This is a genomic window from Reyranella soli (assembly GCF_007992495.1).
Taxonomy (GTDB): domain Bacteria; phylum Pseudomonadota; class Alphaproteobacteria; order Reyranellales; family Reyranellaceae; genus Reyranella; species Reyranella soli.
The window spans coordinates 1-17,324 of sequence record NZ_BKAJ01000085.1; the positions used below are offsets into that span (position 1 = coordinate 1).

At 66.8% G+C, this 17,324-nt stretch carries 12 protein-coding genes; 11 read left to right on the plus strand and 1 reads right to left on the minus strand.

Annotated elements, in window-relative coordinates:
• The first annotated feature begins 220 nt into the window (after positions 1 to 220).
• From dnaG to RSO01_RS24170, 3 genes are all read left to right on the plus strand, one after another.
• The gene (gene dnaG / locus RSO01_RS24160) at positions 221 to 2,104 is read left to right on the plus strand and encodes a DNA primase (protein WP_147152195.1); all 1,884 of its coding nucleotides are present in this window, start codon (positions 221 to 223) and stop codon (positions 2,102 to 2,104) included.
• A gap of 167 nt (positions 2,105 to 2,271) precedes the next feature.
• On the plus strand, positions 2,272 to 4,293 hold the full coding sequence (gene rpoD / locus RSO01_RS24165; protein ID WP_147152197.1) for an RNA polymerase sigma factor RpoD: 2,022 nt from the start codon (positions 2,272 to 2,274) through the stop codon (positions 4,291 to 4,293).
• 254 nt (positions 4,294 to 4,547) lie between these two features.
• Positions 4,548 to 5,285 (plus strand): FkbM family methyltransferase, encoded by a 738-nt coding sequence (locus RSO01_RS24170; protein ID WP_147152199.1) that lies wholly within the window; start codon positions 4,548 to 4,550, stop codon positions 5,283 to 5,285.
• A 592-nt stretch (positions 5,286 to 5,877) separates the two neighbouring features.
• Here RSO01_RS24170 and RSO01_RS47510 read toward each other — a convergent pair.
• Entirely contained in the window at positions 5,878 to 6,150 is a 273-nt protein-coding gene (locus RSO01_RS47510) for a hypothetical protein (protein ID WP_170303315.1), read from the minus strand.
• On the opposite strand from RSO01_RS47510, the gene RSO01_RS24175 reads away from it, so the two are divergent.
• The 8 genes from RSO01_RS24175 (at position 6,137) to RSO01_RS24210 (ending at position 17,312) form a co-directional block, all read left to right on the plus strand.
• The gene (locus tag RSO01_RS24175) at positions 6,137 to 6,856 is read left to right on the plus strand and encodes a response regulator transcription factor (RefSeq protein WP_170303316.1); all 720 of its coding nucleotides are present in this window, start codon (positions 6,137 to 6,139) and stop codon (positions 6,854 to 6,856) included. The two genes, RSO01_RS47510 and RSO01_RS24175, sit on opposite strands and share 14 nt — an antisense overlap.
• Positions 6,857 to 6,923: 67 nt before the next feature.
• Positions 6,924 to 8,375: a sensor histidine kinase gene (locus tag RSO01_RS24180; RefSeq protein WP_170303317.1), complete on the plus strand. Its 1,452-nt coding sequence runs from the start codon at positions 6,924 to 6,926 to the stop codon at positions 8,373 to 8,375.
• A 224-nt stretch (positions 8,376 to 8,599) separates the two neighbouring features.
• Entirely contained in the window at positions 8,600 to 10,060 is a 1,461-nt protein-coding gene (locus RSO01_RS24185) for a mannose-1-phosphate guanylyltransferase/mannose-6-phosphate isomerase (protein WP_147152206.1), read from the plus strand.
• Positions 10,061 to 10,198: 138 nt separating this feature from the next.
• Complete coding sequence (locus RSO01_RS24190) at positions 10,199 to 10,852, plus strand: polysaccharide biosynthesis/export family protein (protein WP_147152209.1); 654 nt, start codon at positions 10,199 to 10,201, stop codon at positions 10,850 to 10,852.
• Positions 10,852 to 13,149 (plus strand): GumC family protein, encoded by a 2,298-nt coding sequence (locus tag RSO01_RS24195; protein WP_147152212.1) that lies wholly within the window; start codon positions 10,852 to 10,854, stop codon positions 13,147 to 13,149. Before RSO01_RS24190 ends, RSO01_RS24195 begins: the two co-directional genes overlap by 1 nt.
• Positions 13,150 to 13,151: 2 nt before the next feature.
• A complete protein-coding gene (locus RSO01_RS24200; RefSeq protein WP_147152215.1) occupies positions 13,152 to 14,369 on the plus strand; it encodes a glycosyltransferase family 4 protein in 1,218 nt (405 codons plus the stop codon).
• On the plus strand, positions 14,347 to 15,618 hold the full coding sequence (locus RSO01_RS24205) for a glycosyltransferase (RefSeq protein WP_147152218.1): 1,272 nt from the start codon (positions 14,347 to 14,349) through the stop codon (positions 15,616 to 15,618). The genes RSO01_RS24200 and RSO01_RS24205 overlap by 23 nt, the downstream gene beginning before the upstream one ends.
• Positions 15,619 to 15,800: 182 nt before the next feature.
• A complete protein-coding gene (locus tag RSO01_RS24210; RefSeq protein ID WP_170303318.1) occupies positions 15,801 to 17,312 on the plus strand; it encodes an undecaprenyl-phosphate glucose phosphotransferase in 1,512 nt (503 codons plus the stop codon).
• Positions 17,313 to 17,324 lie beyond the last annotated feature (12 nt).

The following is a 17,324-nucleotide window of genomic DNA, read 5'->3' on the forward strand; positions in this document are numbered from 1 at the left end:
GGTGCCAGTAGTGCTGGCACTCTCATCGGCCCCGCGCCAACCCGTTATGATCACTGTGCAGAGCCACCAGCACAACTCCAGTGATTGATGAATAACTGTGGTATTTTTTCGTGCCGCATAGGGCGCGGCTCTGCTGCTGTCAGTGACAGCAATCCCCGTTATCCCGAACCAGGGATCAACCAATCCTACATTTAGTGTCTGCCGCGCCTTACATTGCCCCATGGCCTTCCCCCCGGGCTTCCTCGATGAATTGCGCGCGCGCCTCAGCCTGTCCGACGTCGTCGGCCGCAAGGTCACGCTGAAGCGCAAGCCGAACTCGGAATACGCAGGCCTCTGCCCCTTTCACCACGAGAAGTCGCCGTCCTTCACGGTCAACGACAAGAAGGGCTTTTTCTACTGCTTCGGCTGCCACGAGAAGGGTGACGTCGTGGGCTTCGTCATGAAGACCGAGGGCCTGTCGTTCCCCGAAGCGGTCGAGAAGCTCGCGCGCGAGGTCAACCTGCCGGTACCGCATGCGACGCCGGTGGAACGCGAGCGCGCCGAGCGCGTCTCGACGCTGCAGCAGGTCGTCGAAGAGGCGGCGCGCTGGTTCCAGAAGCAATTGCGCCTGCCGGTCGGCCGGCAAGGTCTCGATTACTTGCGCGGCCGCGGCCTCGATGACGCGACCATCGACGATTTCCGCCTGGGATTCGCACCTGATTCGCGTGACGGCCTGCTGGCCCACCTCAAGCGCGAGAACGTGCCGATCGAAAAGATCGTCGAGGCAGGCCTCGCTATTCAGCCCGAGGACAGCAACCGCGAGCCCTACGACCGCTTCCGCGGCCGCGTGATGTTTCCCATCAACGACCGGCGCGGCCGCGTCATTGCCTTCGGCGGACGCGTCATGGGCGCGGGCGAACCCAAGTATCTCAACTCGCCCGAGACGCCCCTGTTCCACAAGGGCGCCAACCTCTACTGCCTCGATCGAGCGCGGCAGGCCGCGACCAAGGACCAGCCGGTCATCGTCGCCGAAGGCTACATGGACGTGATCGCCCTGCACGGCGCGGGCTTCACCGGCGCGGTGGCGCCGCTCGGCACCGCATTGACCGAAGGCCAGCTCGCCGAATTGTGGAAGCTCGCCGACGAGCCCTATCTCTGCTTCGACGGCGACAATGCCGGCCGGCGTGCCGCCAATCGCGCCGCCGAACGGGCCCTGCCCTTGCTGCGCGCCGGCAAGAGCCTGCGTTTCCTCTCGCTGCCCGCCGGCGAGGATCCCGACAGCCTGATCCGCACCCGCGGCGCCGACGCCATGCGCCGTAGCCTCGACCTGGCCCGGCCGCTGTCCGACATGGTCTGGACCATGGAGACCGAGGGCAAGCCGACCGACACGCCGGAGCGCCGCGCCAGCCTGCAGCGCGCCGTCGAGCAGCGGGTGGCGGAGATCGCCGATCCGGTCGTCCGCGACTTCTACAAGACCGAGATGCGCAACCGTCTCGGCCACCTGCGCCGGCCCGATCGGGCGCCCTGGCAGCCCGGCCAGCGCCGCCCCTTCCGCGGCCCCGGCCCGGAGCCCGCGCCCTTTGCCGCAGGCTCGGCCGCCCGCCGGGCGGGGACCGACATGGACGGGTCGCGGCAGGAACGGGCGCTTTTGGGCGCCCTTCTGGAGCGGCCGGCTATGCTGCACATCCTGGCCGAGGACGTGGCCGCGCTCCCCATCGCCAGCCCCGAGCTGGCCCGCTTGCGCAGCGGCCTTTTGGACGCCCTGTCCCTGGTCTCCGAGGGGATCGACCCGGCGGCCGAGGAGGCTTTTGCCGCAGGATCAGACATCCCCCTTGAAGCCAGGCTGATCGAGGAGCATCTGGAGCGCTCGGGCCTCGGCCGGTTGGCCGCCGCCGCCCGACTCCGGGCCCGGGAGGCCTTCCGGGTCGATCCGGCCGACGCCGATGGCTGGGTGGGCCAGTGGCGCCGGATGGCCCGCCATCTCAACCAGCTCACGGCCGAGCCGGAGGAGCTGAAACGGGCCGAGGAGGCCCTGGCCGAGGACATGAACGAGGAGAATCTTCGCCGCCTGGAGGCGATTCTGGACCGAATACGGCGAGAAGGCCTTGAATCGGGGACGGGATAGCAGGCACTGCCTTCAAATCGATGCGGTAACCTCTATCGCGGCTTGAAGTTAAGCCCCATATAGTAGAAGGGTAGTTTTGCGGGGCCGCCCTCTCCGCCTCCCCTTCTTGCAGTCAAATCCACGGCCCAAACGGCCGTTTTAATAGTTTGTGCACCTAAGGACCAAGAATGGCGACCAAGACCGCGCCCGTTGCCCAACCCGAAGCTACAGACACCCGCGAGGAGGGGCCTGACGCCCCTCTGCTCGATACCCTTGGCGCCGAGCTCAAGAAGCTCGTCCAGAAGGGCAAGGAGCGCGGCTATGTCACTTACGATGAACTGAACGCCGCCCTGCCGCCCGATGAAGTGTCCTCCGAGCAGATCGAGGACACGATGGCGATGCTGTCGGAAGCCGGCGTCAACGTGGTCGAGGCCGAGGAGCAGGAAGAGAGCCCGGCCGCCACCCCGGCGGAGCCCGCTAAGACCGCCGTGGTCGCAGCCGAAGCGACCGGCGAGGACGAGGAGCTCGGACGCACCGACGACCCGGTGCGCATGTACCTGCGCGAGATGGGCAGCGTCGAGCTGCTGAGCCGCGAGGGCGAGATCGAGATCGCCAAGCGCATCGAGGCGGGCCAGGACAAGATGATCGGCGGCATCTGCGAGAGCCCGATGACGATCACCGCGCTGCTGATGTGGCGCGATGCGATCAACGAAGGCCGCATCCTGCTGCGCGACGTGATCGACCTCGAAGCGACGCAGGGCGGTGCACCCGGCGAGGGCAAGGGCGTCATGGCGACCCCTGCTCCGGCGCCGGCCATTCCGCGTCCGGCAATGCCGAGATTGGTGCGCCCCGTGCCGCCGCCGACGCCGCAGGTCAATGGCGACGGCACTCCCGCCGTCGAGGGCGCCCCCGAAGGCGGCGAGGAAGACGACGAGAACGCGCTGTCGCTGTCGGCGCTCGAGGAGAAGCTCAAGCCCGAGGTGCTGCGCAACCTGACGCGCATCGCCAAGGTCTATGTCGAGATGTCGAAGGTGCAGAACCGGCGCCTGTCGACCTTGAGCCGTGGCCAGAAGCCCAGCGCCGAGTTCGAGAAGAGCTACGAGAAGCACCGCAAGAAGATCGTCGAGCTGGTGCGTCAGGTGCACATCAACGCCCACCGCATCGAGCAGCTCAAGCTCTCGCTCTACGACCTGAACCGCAAGCTGATGATGCTGGAAGGCAAGCTGTTGCGGCTGGCCGAAGGGTTCCGCATCCCGCGCCAGGACTTCCTCGACAACTACCTGACGCACGAGATCGACCCGAACTGGCTCGAGAAGGTCGGCAAGCTCTCGGGCAAGGGCTGGAAGGACTTCGCCAAGAAGAAGGCGGTCGAGGTCGAGAAGCTGCGCGCCGAGATCAAGATGATCTCCGACGGCGCCGGCGCGCCGATCTTCGAGTTCCGCCGCATGTGCAAGACCGTGCAGGACGGCGAGCGCGAGATGATGCGCGCCAAGAAGGAGATGATCGAGGCCAACCTGCGCCTCGTGATCTCCATCGCCAAGAAGTACACCAACCGCGGCCTGCAGTTCCTCGACCTGATCCAGGAAGGCAACATCGGCCTGATGAAGGCGGTCGACAAGTTCGAGTACCGTCGCGGCTACAAGTTCTCGACCTACGCCACGTGGTGGATCCGCCAGGCCATCACGCGCTCGATCGCCGACCAGGCGCGCACCATCCGCATCCCGGTGCACATGATCGAGACCATCAACAAGCTGGTCCGCACCAGCCGCCAGATGCTGCACGAGATCGGCCGCGAGCCGCAGCCCGAGGAGCTGGCCGAGAAGCTCGGCATGCCGCTCGAGAAGGTGCGCAAGGTGCTGAAGATCGCCAAGGAGCCGATCAGCCTCGAGACGCCGATCGGCGACGAGGAGGATAGCCACCTCGGCGACTTCATCGAGGACAAGAACGCGGTGATCCCGCTCGAGGCCGCGATCCAGGGCAACCTGCGCGAAAGCACGACGCGGGTGCTGGCGACGCTGACGCCGCGCGAGGAGCGCGTGCTGCGCATGCGCTTCGGCATCGGCATGAACACCGACCACACGCTGGAAGAAGTCGGCCAGCAGTTCTCGGTGACCCGAGAACGTATCCGCCAAATCGAAGCGAAGGCGCTGCGCAAGCTCAAGCACCCGAGCCGCAGCCGCATGCTGCGCAGCTTCCTCGACCAGGGCTGAGCGCAGGGAAGTGCATCACGAAAAAGCCGGGCAACGCCCGGCTTTTTCTTTGGCCGGGAGCGCGGGCCTCTGGCCCGCTCATGGTCTTCTTCTTCCGGACCGCGCGCATCCTTGCGCGCTCATGAATCATGAGGCGCGCTGGAAGCGCGCGGTCCGGAAGAGCATGACCAAGAGTGGGCCACTCATTGGTCACGTGACGTCACAGGTCGAACGCCTACCATCGCCCCTCCCCAAACATCTCACGGAGAGCAGCGGTGCTTGCCGGTAACCAGATCACGGCACGTTTCAAGGATGCGCTGCGCCCTTGGGCGTCGGCCCTGCCCCAGTTCTCGGGGCTGCCCTCGTGGTCGCGCACGATGGGCGTTCTCAAGCATCACGGTTTCTCGCCCGTCACCGTGTTCGACATCGGCGTCGGCTACGGCACGTTCCCGCTCTACCGTGCTTTTCCCGACGCCTTCTATCACCTGATCGATCCGGCGCATGAATCGCTGGCCCACATGCAGCGCCTCGCACGGCGACTGCGCTGCCAGGTTCATCCCGTGGCGCTCGGCGATCACGAAGGCACGGCAATGCTGGAAGTCCGCGCCGACATCCAGGAATCGACCCTGCTCGAGGAGGTCGGGCCGCGCCGCGTGCGCCGTCATGACCGCGTGCCGCTGCGCCGCTTCGACATGCTGTTCGGCCCGATCATGCGACCGTCGCTGTGCAAGATCGACGTGCAAGGCGCAGAACAGATGGTGCTCGCCGGGATGACCGGCCGGCTCGGCGAGATCGACGCCCTGATCATCGAGACCAGCACCATCGCCACCGTGCAGGGCGGCGCCGAAATCGGCGCGATCGTCCGCTTTCTGGCGGAACATGGCTTTGCCCTGACGGACATCGTCGGCCTGCGCCGCCGGCCGCTCGATGGTGCGACGGCGCAGCTCGACCTGTTGTTCGTGCCTAACAAGGCGCCGCCGCGCAGCGATCGCCGATGGGCCGCCAACGCGTGATTGCTGCTCGTCAGGCCGGTCAGGTTATGTGATCATTGCGTGCAGCAGTGGCCATTGCGTGACCCACCGGATGAGATGTACGCTGCACTTGCGAACAGCGGACGCAGTCGCAACATGCGTGTCGGCAAGGGACGACAGGGCTCACGGCGACGTATCGACGATAATGAACTCGACGATAATGAGCCTGCGACCTGTTGTCAGTGGGAAGACAAGTGTGCAACCGGCCTTCCCGCGCCATCGTTTAGGCGTCCGTGACGCGGACGTGCCGCAATCGGGCCACATGGCCCGTTTACGGATTCTCCGACGGGTTCAGGTAGGCGGGATGACGATCAGGGGCCTGATGACGCAAACCGTTGGGGTCGGCTTGTTACTCCTTACCGGCTGTGATGCGGCACGAAGCATGCGCGACGACTTTTCAAGATTGACCTCGTCCCAGCCTACGGCGAAATCTCAGCCTGTAAAGAACGTGGCCTCGACGCGGCCGCGCACGACGCCCCCTGCATCGACTTCCACCGATGCACCCGCAGTCGCCGCTACGGTGGCTTCGGACGAACCGCCGGCACGCCCCGCCGCTACGGGTGGTCCGGCGCTCTCACTTGCCGGCAAGAGCGAGACGGAGCTGCGTGCCATGCTCGGTGCGCCAACGAGCGAGGAGGACCGCCCCCCCGGTAAACGGTGGCGCTATCGAGACGGACAATGCACCCTGGATGTCCAGCTCTACCCGGATGTCCAGACAAAACAGTTCGGAACTCTTGCGTACGAGGTAAAGAGCGATGACAACACCGATGAAGGAAAGCGTGTCTGCATGGCCCAGCTCCAATCCCGCGCCCAGGCCCGCCACTAGTTCCGACGTGGAAAAGCGCATCCGTGTCGCCTTTGTCGAGGACGACGATGACTACCGCGAGATGGTGAGCGGCGAGCTCGCCGACCACGGCTTCGACGTCACGTCTTTCTGCGACGGTACCGCTCTTCTGGCCTCGCTCGCCGACGGCGCCGACCCGGAGATCATCATCCTCGACTGGAGCCTGCCCAGCGTCTCCGGTATCGACCTGTTGCCGAGGCTCAGGCGCAATGGCATTGCGCTGCCTGTCATCTTCCTGACCGGCCGCTCGTTGCCGGCCTACGAGAAGCTCGCCTTCGACCGCGGCGCGCTCGACTTCGTCGACAAGGCGCGCGGCGTGCCGATCCTCGCCCACCGCCTGCGCCTGATTGCCGACTCCGTGAAGAAGCCGGCCGAACCCGAGCTCGTAGACAATTTCCATTGCGGCAGGCTGATGCTGAAGCCTAAGGTCAGCCGTGCCTTTTGGGACGATGCTGACGTCGGCCTGACGTTGACCGAGTTCAAGATCGTGCACCTGTTGGCCGCCAACGTCGGCAGCTACGTGACGTATCGGTCGGTCTACGACTGCATGCACTACGTCGGCTTCATCGCAGGGAGCGGCGAGAATGGCTATCGAACGAACGTCCGCTCTTGCATCAAGCGGATCAGAAACAAGTTCCGAGCCATCGACCCCACCTTTGCCGAAATCGATAACTATCAGTCCTTCGGATACCGCTGGGGCAAGACCTAAACCGGAAGCCAAACGGAGCTGGCGCCAGGCGATCCGTCGCCTGGTCGCCTCGCTCACCCTCAAGACGGTGGCGCTGGTCGCCATCTTCGTCGCCCTGCCGGTCGTCCTCTACGGCCAGTTCGAGAGCGCCGACCGCCAGATGCGGGACCTCGTCACCCGCGCCATCCAGGACCGCAGCGCCCTGATCTCCGAGGCCCTGGCCCCCAAGCTCACCAACGGTGACAAGAACGCGCGGGCCGCCCTCAACGACGATCTCGCCAAGTATGCCAGCGACGGCACGATCCTGAAGCTGATGTTCCAGCCCGGCGAGGAGCGCCACGCCGGGCGCTTCTATTTCGTGGCCTCGGCGCCCAAGATCCGCGCCGACGAGGTCGCCGCCGAGCTCGACGAGCTCGGCCAGCGCGGCATCCTGCAGCGCATTTCCGACGCCTGCATGTGGGATGCCGCCAACGAGATCCGCTACAAGCAGGCCAACGGCACGGTCGAGCTCCTGACCTCGATCATCCCGATCCGCGCCGCCGACGGCTGCTGGGTGCTGACCTCGACGCACACCACTTCGGAATTCCTCAACACCTCGATCGGCCGGCCCTACTGGGAGACGCGCGAGATCCGCGTCGCCGCTGCGATCTACCTGGTGCTGGCCATCATCGCCCTGCTGGTCGCCGTCAGCATTCGTGTCAGCCTGCGCCGCTTCCGCGACGTCGCCGCCGAGATCAGCCAGGGCCGCATCGGCGACAACGCCTTCAGCCATCGCAACGTCGTGCCCGAGCTGTCGAGCGTCGCCCGCGACTTCGACAAGCTGGTGCACGACCTCAGGCGTGTCTCCCAGCAGATTCGCCAGAATGCCGAGGACAAGGCGCATTCCTTCAAGACGCCGCTCGCCACCATCCGCTCGGCCCTCGAGCCGGTGCGCCGCGCCATGCCGCTCGACAATGCCCGCGCCAAGCGCGCCCTCGAGATCGTCGACTCCTCGTTGAAGCGCCTGCTCGACCTGGTGATCGCCGCCCAGCGGCACGACATCAGCACCGCCGAGCTGATCGAGGCGCCGCGCGTGCCGACCGACTTCACCCAGCTGGTCGGCGACGCCGCGCTGCATTTCCGGGAGATTCTCGCAACCAAGGACATCAGGCTGATCCGCCGCCTCGAAGAGCGCGCCATCGTGCGCGCCGGCCAGGGCATGCTCGAGACCGTCCTGCAATGCGTGCTGGAGAATGCCATCAGCTTCTCGCCGCGCGGTGGCACGATCATCGTCACCCTGACGGTCAACAGCGAGACCGTCGAATTGCAGGTCGATGACGAAGGACCCGGCGTCGATCCGGCCAAGATCCCCCACATGTTCGAGCGCTATTTCTCGTCGCGTCCGGAAGATGACCAGAATGCGCCACCTTCGGGGCATGCCGGCCTCGGACTCTGGATCGTCCGGCGCAACCTCGAAACGCTGGGCGGCCGCGTCAGCGCCGCCAACCGCATCGGCGGCGGTCTGTCGATTTCGATCTCCCTGCCCCGCAACGGTGCGTAGTACCTCCGGCCGGCTCTTATCTGTCATCCTGAGCGCAGCGAAGGATCTCATCGCCGTTTGCAACCGGCATTAGATCCTTCGCTGCGCTCAGGATGACAAGAGCCGGCCGGAGGCCGGCGGTCCGGAAGATCAGAAGGCACTGCACCACAGCTTAATCACTGGCTGGCCTGATACCGCACGCCTAGCTTCCAACGCGTTCAAGCACGTTCGGAGCTTCGCAGTTCATGGACACAGTCGGTACACTCGAGAAGTTCCACGAAGAAGGCTCGGCGCAGATCCATCCCGTCATCCTGTCGGGTGGCGCGGGAACGCGCCTGTGGCCGCTGTCGCGCGCGTCGTACCCCAAGCAGCTGCTGAAGCTGTCGTCGCAGCGCACGATGCTGCAGGACACGGTGGCGCGCGGATTGATCGATGTCGGCTTCGCCGCGCCGCTTCTCGTCTGCAACGAAGAACACCGCTTCCTGGTCGACGACCAGCTGCAGCAGATCGGCATCAAGCCGCAGGCCATCCTGCTCGAGCCCAAGGCACGCAACACCGGGCCTGCGATCGCCGCCGCTGCGCTGTGGCTGCTGGCGCGCGACCCCGATGCGCTGATGCTGGTCCAGCCGTCCGACCACGTCATCGCCGCGCCCGCCGATTTCCATCGCGGCGTGATGCGCGGCTTGGCCGCCGCACAGGAAGGCCGACTTGTGACGTTCGGCATCAAGCCGGCCCGTCCCGACACCGGCTACGGCTACATCCAGAGTGGTGACGCGCTCGGCAACGAAGGCGTGTTCACCGTCGACCGCTTCGTCGAGAAGCCCGACCGAGACACCGCGCAGCGCTTCGTCGACAGCGGCGCCTTCTTCTGGAACAGCGGCATCTTCCTGTTGAGCGCCCGCGCCTATCTCGGCGAGCTGTCGCGCATCAATCCCGTCATGCTCGAGGCCTGCGAACGCGCTGTGCGCGACGGCCAGGAGGACCTCGCCTTCTTCCGCCTCAGCGCCGAGCCGTTTGGCGAGGCGCCGTCGCTGTCGATCGACCATGCGGTCATGGAGCACACCAGCCGCGCCGCGGTCGTGCCGGTCGACATGGCGTGGAGCGACGTCGGCTCATGGCCGGCCTTGCGCGACATCGCCACCGCCGACGGTGACGGCAACGTCCTGCAGGGCGACGTGCTGGCCGAGCGCATGACCAATTCCTATGTCCGCAGCGAAGGCCGCCTGGTCGCTGCAGTCGGCCTCGACAATGTCGTGGTGGTCGCGACCGACGATGCCGTGCTGGTGGCCGACGCCAATTCCGCCACCGAGGTCTCAGCCATCGTTGCCAAGCTGAAGGGCCAGAACCGCAGCGAATCGCAGCAGCACGTCACCTGCCACAGGCCATGGGGCCATTACCGATCGGTCGATGCCGGCGACCGCTTCCAGGTCAAGCGCATCACCGTGAAGCCGGGTGCCAAGCTCAGCCTGCAGAAGCACTACCATCGCGCCGAGCACTGGGTGGTCGTCCACGGCACGGCGATCGTGCAGCGCGGCGAGGAGCGCATGCTCGTGCGCGAGAATGAATCCGTCTACATCCCGATCGGCACCGAGCACCGGCTGGAAAACCCCGGCAAGCTGCCGCTCCAGCTGATCGAGGTCCAATCGGGACCGTATCTGGGCGAGGACGACATCGTGCGCGTGTCCGACAATTACGGGCGCGCCTGAGCGGCGTTTTCGCCCGATTCCGCGGCCCCGGATTGGTCACACCGGAGCAGCCACGGCGGGATTATTGATGAAGGCTCGTCTTCCTTCGCTCCGATTCCGGGGCGCGGTTGATGGTCATTCTTACCCACGGGTGATGACATGTCGGCAGATGCCTCCTCCCTAGTCTCCTTGCGTCGTCGCAGCCTGTTCGTCGCGATGCTCGCCCTCGCCGCCTGCGAGAGCGATCCCACCCCGATCGTTCAGGAAAACACCAACCCCGATGGCAGCCTCAGCCTTGCTCCCACCAACACGCCGGGTGGCCGCGGCGGTGCGGGCGCGAGCGGACGCGATCCCGACTACCGCCTGGGCGCCAACGACCGCGTCAGGATCATCGTGTTCGGCCAGCCGACGCTGACCGGCGAGTTCACCCTGGACGGCAGCGGCCAGCTGGCCTTCCCGCTGATCGGCAACGTCAACGCCCAGGGCATGACCACCGGGCAGCTGCAGCAGACCATCGCGTCACGGCTTGACCCCGACTATCTGCGCAACCCCAGCGTCAGCGCCGAGGTTATCACCCGTCGTCCGTTCTACGTGATCGGCGAGGTGCAGAAGCCGGGGAACTACCCCTACGTCACCGACATGACGGCGCTCCAGGCCGTCGCCATGGCCGGCGGCTACACCTACCGGGCACGCCAGAACAACCTCTACCTGAAGCGCCTCGACACCAACGGCCGCATGGTCCGCGTCGCGGCCACGCCCGAGACCAAGATCCGGCCGGGCGACACGGTCGAAATTAAGGAACGGTATTTCTGATGGCCTACGCCCAGGACGCCACCCCGCCCGCCCGCCGACGCGTGGCGTTGCGGACGGTACCGCCGACGCCGCACTATCTGGCGGAGCCGGTCGCGCGTCTTGCGGCACCTGCCGAGGAGCAGAGCTTCCTCGAGACCCTGCGCAAGCTGTGGCGCCATCGCCTGCTGATCGCCGCCTGCACGGTCGTGCTGGGCGGGACGGCGATCGTGGCGGCCTGGCTGATGCCCTCCTACTACGTCTCGGAGGCACGCGTGCTGGTCGGCGTGCAGAACCCGCGCCTGCCCAATGTCGAATCGATCGTCGCCGACGTCAGCCCCGACGCCGAGCGGGTGCAGAACGAGGGATTCATCCTGCAGTCGCGCAACATCGCCAAGCAGGTGATCGACCAGCTGAAGCTGCGCGAGAATCCGGAATACAATCCAGAGCTGGCACCGCCGTCGCTATGGGCGCGCCTCAACCCGATGCAGTACCTGCCGCCGCAGCTCACGGCCTGGGTCGATCGCCAGACGACGTCGACCAAGAAGGTTGAGCCGATCAAGGACCCGTCCAACGCCGACGACCGCACCATCGATGCCCTGCTGGGGCACATCGACGTCTCGACGCTCGGCCGCTCGCACGTGCTGAGCGTCAAGGCCGAATCGCGCAACCCGCAGACCGCGTCCGCCATCGCCAATGCACTGGCGGAGCGCTATCTCGACTATCAGCGCCGCGACAAGATCGACGCGATGGACCGCGTCGACAAGTTCCTGATGGGCCGCGTCGCCGAGTTGCGCGATGCCGTGCGCAAGTCCGACCAGGCCGTCGAGGACTACCGGCGCGCCAACGACCTCTACAAGAGCGCGGGCTCGGGCGGCGGCGTCACCAGCCAGCAACTCACCGAGCTCAACACCCAGCTCCTCGCCGCGCAGACCGCCAAGGCGGAGGCCGATTCGCGACTCAAGGAAGCCCAGGAGATGCGCAAGGGCGGCCTCAACAGCGAGAGCGTGCCCGAAGTGCTGCGCTCGCCACTGATCTCCGCGCTGAGGTCGCAGCAGGCCGATGCCGACCGCAAGGCCGCCGAACTACAGGCGACCTACGGGCCGCGCCATCCCTCGATGCTGAACGCCCGTTCCGAGAGTGGCAACATCCAGGCTCGCATCAACACCGAGGTCGCCAAGATTATCGACGGCCTCGGCCGCGAGGCCCGCACCGCCGACGCCCGCTACCAGGCGCTGGCCCAGAACTTCGAGACGCTGAAGAAGCAGATGGGCTCGGTCAACGACAAGGCCATCGGTCTCGAGGCGCTGGAGCGCGACGCCGTCGTCAACCGCAACCTGCTCGAGGCCATGCTGCTGCGCGCCAAGCAGAGCACCGGCGCCGGGGACATCCTCACGGCCAACGCCAAGCTGGTCTCGCCGGCCTCGCCGTCGCAGGCGCCGAGCTATCCGCCGAAGGCGCTGCTGGCGATGCTCGGCGTCGCCGGCGGCATGATGGTCGGCGTCGCGGTCGCGCTGCTGCGCGAAGGCGGCGACCACACCTTCCGCCGCGCCGACCAGATCGAGGCCCTCACCGGCCTGCCGGTCATGGCGATGGTGCCGCAGGTTGCCGGCCGCAACCAGCCGGCCATGCAGGTGCTGCGCCAGCCGACCTCGGCCTACAGCGAGGCATTGCGGCGCCTGCATATCGGCGTCGAGCTGTCGGAGACCGCGAACTCGCCCAAGACCATCCTGATCAGCTCGGCCACTCCGTCGGAGGGCAAGTCGGTGATGGTGGCTTCGCTCGGCCGGCTGCTGGCCAGCAACGGCAAGCGCGTACTGCTGATCGATTGCGACTGGCGCAGCCCGCGCCTGCACCAGATCTTCCGCTGCTCCAACCGCGATGGTTTGGCCAGCCTGCTGGTCGACAAGGCGTCGGACCTCGAGAACACCATCCATCACGACGCCCTGTCGGGTGTCGACGTGATGCCGTCCGGTGCGTGGAGTCCGCGTTCGGCGCACCTCTTGAGCTCCGATCGCATGCGCCACCTGCTCGAGGCGCTGGAGCAGCACTACGAGTTCATCATCCTCGACACGCCGCCCGCCCTGGTGACGGCCGACGTGCTGGCGCTGAGCCGCCTGGTCGAGAAAGTCGTGTTCGTCGTGCGCTGGGGCCACACGCGGCAGGAGGCCGTGCTCGAGGCGCTGAAGCAGATCGTCGACGCCCAGGGCGACGTCGCCGGCGTGGTGATGTCGCGCGTCGTCTCCAAGCAGTATCGCCAGTACTCCTACGGCGATCCGTTCTTCGAGGCCAAGCGCAGCGGTGCCGGCGCCCGAACCTGATCATGAGCGATCCGTCCCGCGTCCTGTTCGTCTCCCGCTACTACTGGCCGGAGCTGATCGGCTCCGCGCCCTTCAGCACCGACATCGCCGAATGGCTGGCCGCCCACGGCCGGCCGACGACGGTGGTGAGCGGCCTGCCGCACTACCCGCATGACGACGTCTTCCCCGCCTACCGGGACGGGCGCTGCCGGCGCGAGACGGTCTGCGGCGTCGCGGTCGAGCGGCTGAGCATCGGCCCGCCACGCGGCGGGTCGGCCGCCGCGCGCATCGCCAACGAAGCCGAGTTCCTGCTGCGTGGGCTTGCAACGCTCGTCACTGGTCGGGTCAGGCGGCATCCGGTCGTCCTCGCCCTCTGCCCATCGATCCTGAGCGTCGCACTGGGCGTGGCGGCGCGCCGCCGCGGAGGCGTCTGCGTCGCGATCGTGCACGACATCCAGTCCGGGCTGGCCGAGAAGCTCGGCATGGGCGGCAGCGGGATGGGCCGGCTCATGCGTGCGGCTGAGCGTTCGATCCTCAATCGCACCGACCTCGTGGCCGTCCTGTCGTTAGAGATGAAGGACCAGCTTCGCAGCATCGGCGTCACCGTGCCGATCGAAGTCATCCCGCTGTGGGTCGACACCGATCATATCCAGGCCGCGCCTGCCGTCGCCCGCCCGGGCGTGAAGGTGCTGTACAGCGGCAATCTCGGCCGCAAGCAGGGTCTCGGCCAGGTGGTCGAGCTGGCCCGCGAGCTGGCCGACCGGCGGCTCGATATCGAGATCGTGCTGCGCGGCGACGGCAACCAGGCCGGCGAACTACTCGCCGAGATCAGGCGCCTTGGCCTCACCAACATCCAGCTGGCGGAGCTGCAGCCCAACGAGGCGCTCGGCACCGCGCTCGCCGCCGGCGACATCCATCTGGTGCCGCAGCGGCCCGATGCGGCGGCGTTCGCCGTGCCCTCCAAGGTCTTCAACATCATGGCGGTCGGCCGGCCCTTCGTGGCGACGGCGCTGCCGGATAGCGTGCTGTGGCGCCTGCAGCACCAGAGCGGTGCCTTCCTGTGCGTGCCGCCCGACGACCCGCCGACCTTCGCCGAGGCGGTGATCCGCCTGGCCGACGACAGCCGCCTGCGCCAGGAGCTGGGCCGACGCGGCCGTGAATTCGTCGAGGCGAACTACGCCAAGCCGCGCATCCTCGGCCATCTCGTGGACCGGCTCGATGCCATCGTCGCCGCCAAGTAAGCGCGAGATCCTGGTCTTCGAGCCCGATGTCGAAGGCCATTCGCAGGAGTGGCTGCAGCATCTGGTCGACTTCGTCGCCGACAACGACCAGGCGGCGGCGATCGCCGTCCTGGCGCCACCCGCCTTGTGCGCGACGCTGTCACGCGCGATGCCGACCGTCGCCGACCATCGCATTCGTTTCATCGCCATGACACCGCGCGAGGTGAGGCTGTGCGGCCATCGCTCGCTGTCGCTGGCGGCCTTTGCCCGCTGGTGGGTGATGCGGCGTTACCTGCGGCGCAGTGGCGCCGACATGGGCTTCTTCCTGTGCCTCGATCTGCTCAGCCTGCCGCTCGCCTTCGGACTCGGCACGCAGGGCAAGCCGCTCGCCGGCATCCTGTTCCGGCCTTCCGTCCACTATGCGGCTTTCGGCGACTATCGCCCTGGCCTGGGCGAATGGCTGCGCGATTTGCGGAAGGACCTGCTCTACCGCCTGATGCTGCGCAATCCGGCGGTAGCGACGATCCTGTCGCTCGATCCGTTCTTTCCGGCGCACGCGGTCGACCACTACCGACATGGCGACAAGGTGCAGGCGCTGCCCGATCCGGCGCATCCGGCGGCCGGCGCCACCGACGCTGCGGTTTCGACCGACGTCATCCCACCCGGACGAGTCGCCTTCCTGCTGTTCGGATACCTGACGGAGCGCAAAGGTCCGCTGATGGTGCTCGATGCGCTGCGTCTGCTGCCGCCACGGGTCGCCGCCCGCGTCGCCGTGCTGTTCGCTGGCCGCGTCGATCCCGCGATCCGCGACGCCATCGAGAGCCGCCGCGAGGCGCTGGCGCGCGAGCAGCCCGACCTGTGGCTGCGCATCGACGACCGCCGACTCGATCAGGCCGAGCTCGACAACCTCGTCACCCAGAGTGCGGTGATCCTGGCGCCCTATCAGCGCTTCGTCGGCTCGAGCGGCGTGCTCTTGTGGGCGGCGCGCGCCGGACGGCCGGTGCTGGCCCAGTCATTCGGCCTGGTCGGCCGCCTGACACGCGATCATCGCCTTGGTCGCGTCGCCGATTCGTCGGATCCTGTAAAACTTGCGGCAGAAATACAGCACATGGTCGACGGCGGTCCGCAGAGCTTCATCGATCTGTCGTCGGCCGCCGAGTTCGCCGCGTCACGCACGCCGCAGCGCTTTGCGTCGCAAGTGCTGGCGTGTGCGGACGATAGTGTCGCAGGTCATGTTCTTGCGGACCGCGCGCTTCCAGCGCGCTCATGATCATGAGCGCGCTAGAAGCGCGCGGTCCGGAAGACGATGAGTCGAGCAGCCCCAGCTTGATCACAGCGCGCCAAATGGCGTCCCAGCATGATCACAACACCGTCCGCAGGTGCCGTGGAGAATCACTCCCATCTCGATGGCACGGCCATTTCGATGGCTGCACAGCTCTGCGGAGAGTCCTCATGAAGCGTGGCGTCCTAGCGAGATCGAGCGCGCTCGATCTCGAACAATCAACCGGCAGCGACCGCGACGGCAACGTCGCGATCGTCGACTGGGACGCTAGTCCGCCGCGCCAGGGTCGGACCGTTTCGGAGTCCGTCGTCTGCCGTTTCATCGCTGGTCTTGATATCGCAGCCATCCTGGCCGCCGGCGCGGCGGCGATCCATCTCGCTTCGTCGACCGCCGACTGGCGCCTCGAAGGCCTTGTCGTGTTGCTTGGTGCGCTGCTTGCGAGCAACTTCCTTCGCCTCACCGGCGCCTATCATTTTCGCCACTTCAGCGACCTCGGTGCTGCGATCGGCCGGGGCCTGTTCGGCTGGCTGCTGACCTTGGGCACGCTGTTCGTCGCCGGCTTCTTCTTCGAGCCGATCACCGTCACCAAGGGCCCCTGGATCGCCTTGTGGTTCTCCCTGGGCGTCGCGCTGATCGTGGCGAGCCGCATCGCGCTCAACCACCAGGTCAAGACCTGGCAGCGTGCCGGGCGCCTCGGCGAGCTCGTGGCCGTCATCGGCTCCGGCCCGACGGCCCAGCGACTGCTGCGCGGCCTGAACGCCGTTTCGGGCAGCCCGCGCATCCTGGGCGTCTACGACGATGATGCGGCCGCCTTGCCGCGGCTTTGCATGGGCCACGCCATCCTGGGATCGGTCGACGATCTGGTGCGCGACGTTCGTCTCTACGGCATCGACACCGTCATCGTAGCCCTGCCGCCGGCGGCCGAGCACCAGCTGGTCGAGACACTGAACAAGCTGACCGTGGTGCCCGTCGATGTCAGGCTCTGTCCCGGCGAGTTCGCGCTCCGGCTCGGCGCCGTGCAGACGAGCCATATCGGTGGCCACACCTTCCTCAATGTGATCGACCGTCCGCTGCGTGACTGGCGGTGGATCGCCAAGTCGGTCGAGGACCGCATCCTCGGCATCCTGATCCTGGCGCTGATCTCGCCCATCATGCTGGCGATCGCGCTGCTCATCCGGCTCGACAGCCGCGGACCGGTGCTGTTCCGCCAGAAGCGTTACGGCTTCAACAACGAGCTGATCGAGGTGCTGAAGTTCCGCACCATGTATCAGGAGCGGAGCGACGCCAACGGCGAGCAGCTCACGCAGCGCAACGACCCGCGCATCACCCGCGTCGGCGCCTTCCTGCGGCGCACCAGCCTCGACGAGCTGCCGCAGTTCCTGAATGTCGTGCGCGGCGAGATGTCGATCGTCGGACCTCGGCCGCACGCCGTCTCGGCCAAGGCCGGGCCCCTTCTCTACCAGGAGGCCGTCAAACACTACGATTCACGCCACCGGGTGAAGCCGGGCATCACGGGCTGGGCGCAAGTCAACGGCTGGCGTGGCGAGACCAACACTCTCGAGCAGATACGGAAGCGTGTAGAGCATGACCTTTACTACATCGAGCATTGGTCGATCGCCCTCGACCTCCGCATTATCGCCCGCACCGTCGTCGGCGGCTTCACCGGCCACAACGCGTTCTGAGCGGGCGACCGG

Bases quoted from the DNA above. Each gene is read 5' to 3' on its own strand.
- RSO01_RS24205 (WP_147152218.1), top strand. From the start codon at position 14,347: ATGCCATCGTCGCCGCCAAGTAAGCGCGAGATCCTGGTCTTCGAGCCC.
- RSO01_RS24210 (WP_170303318.1), top strand. From the start codon at position 15,801: ATGAAGCGTGGCGTCCTAGCGAGATCGAGCGCGCTCGATCTCGAACAA.
- RSO01_RS24190 (WP_147152209.1), top strand. From the start codon at position 10,199: ATGTCGGCAGATGCCTCCTCCCTAGTCTCCTTGCGTCGTCGCAGCCTG.
- RSO01_RS24195 (WP_147152212.1), top strand. From the start codon at position 10,852: ATGGCCTACGCCCAGGACGCCACCCCGCCCGCCCGCCGACGCGTGGCG.
- dnaG (WP_147152195.1), top strand. From the start codon at position 221: ATGGCCTTCCCCCCGGGCTTCCTCGATGAATTGCGCGCGCGCCTCAGC.
- rpoD (WP_147152197.1), top strand. From the start codon at position 2,272: ATGGCGACCAAGACCGCGCCCGTTGCCCAACCCGAAGCTACAGACACC.
- RSO01_RS24200 (WP_147152215.1), top strand. From the start codon at position 13,152: ATGAGCGATCCGTCCCGCGTCCTGTTCGTCTCCCGCTACTACTGGCCG.
- RSO01_RS47510 (WP_170303315.1), bottom strand. From the start codon at position 6,150: ATGCGCTTTTCCACGTCGGAACTAGTGGCGGGCCTGGGCGCGGGATTG.
- RSO01_RS24185 (WP_147152206.1), top strand. From the start codon at position 8,600: ATGGACACAGTCGGTACACTCGAGAAGTTCCACGAAGAAGGCTCGGCG.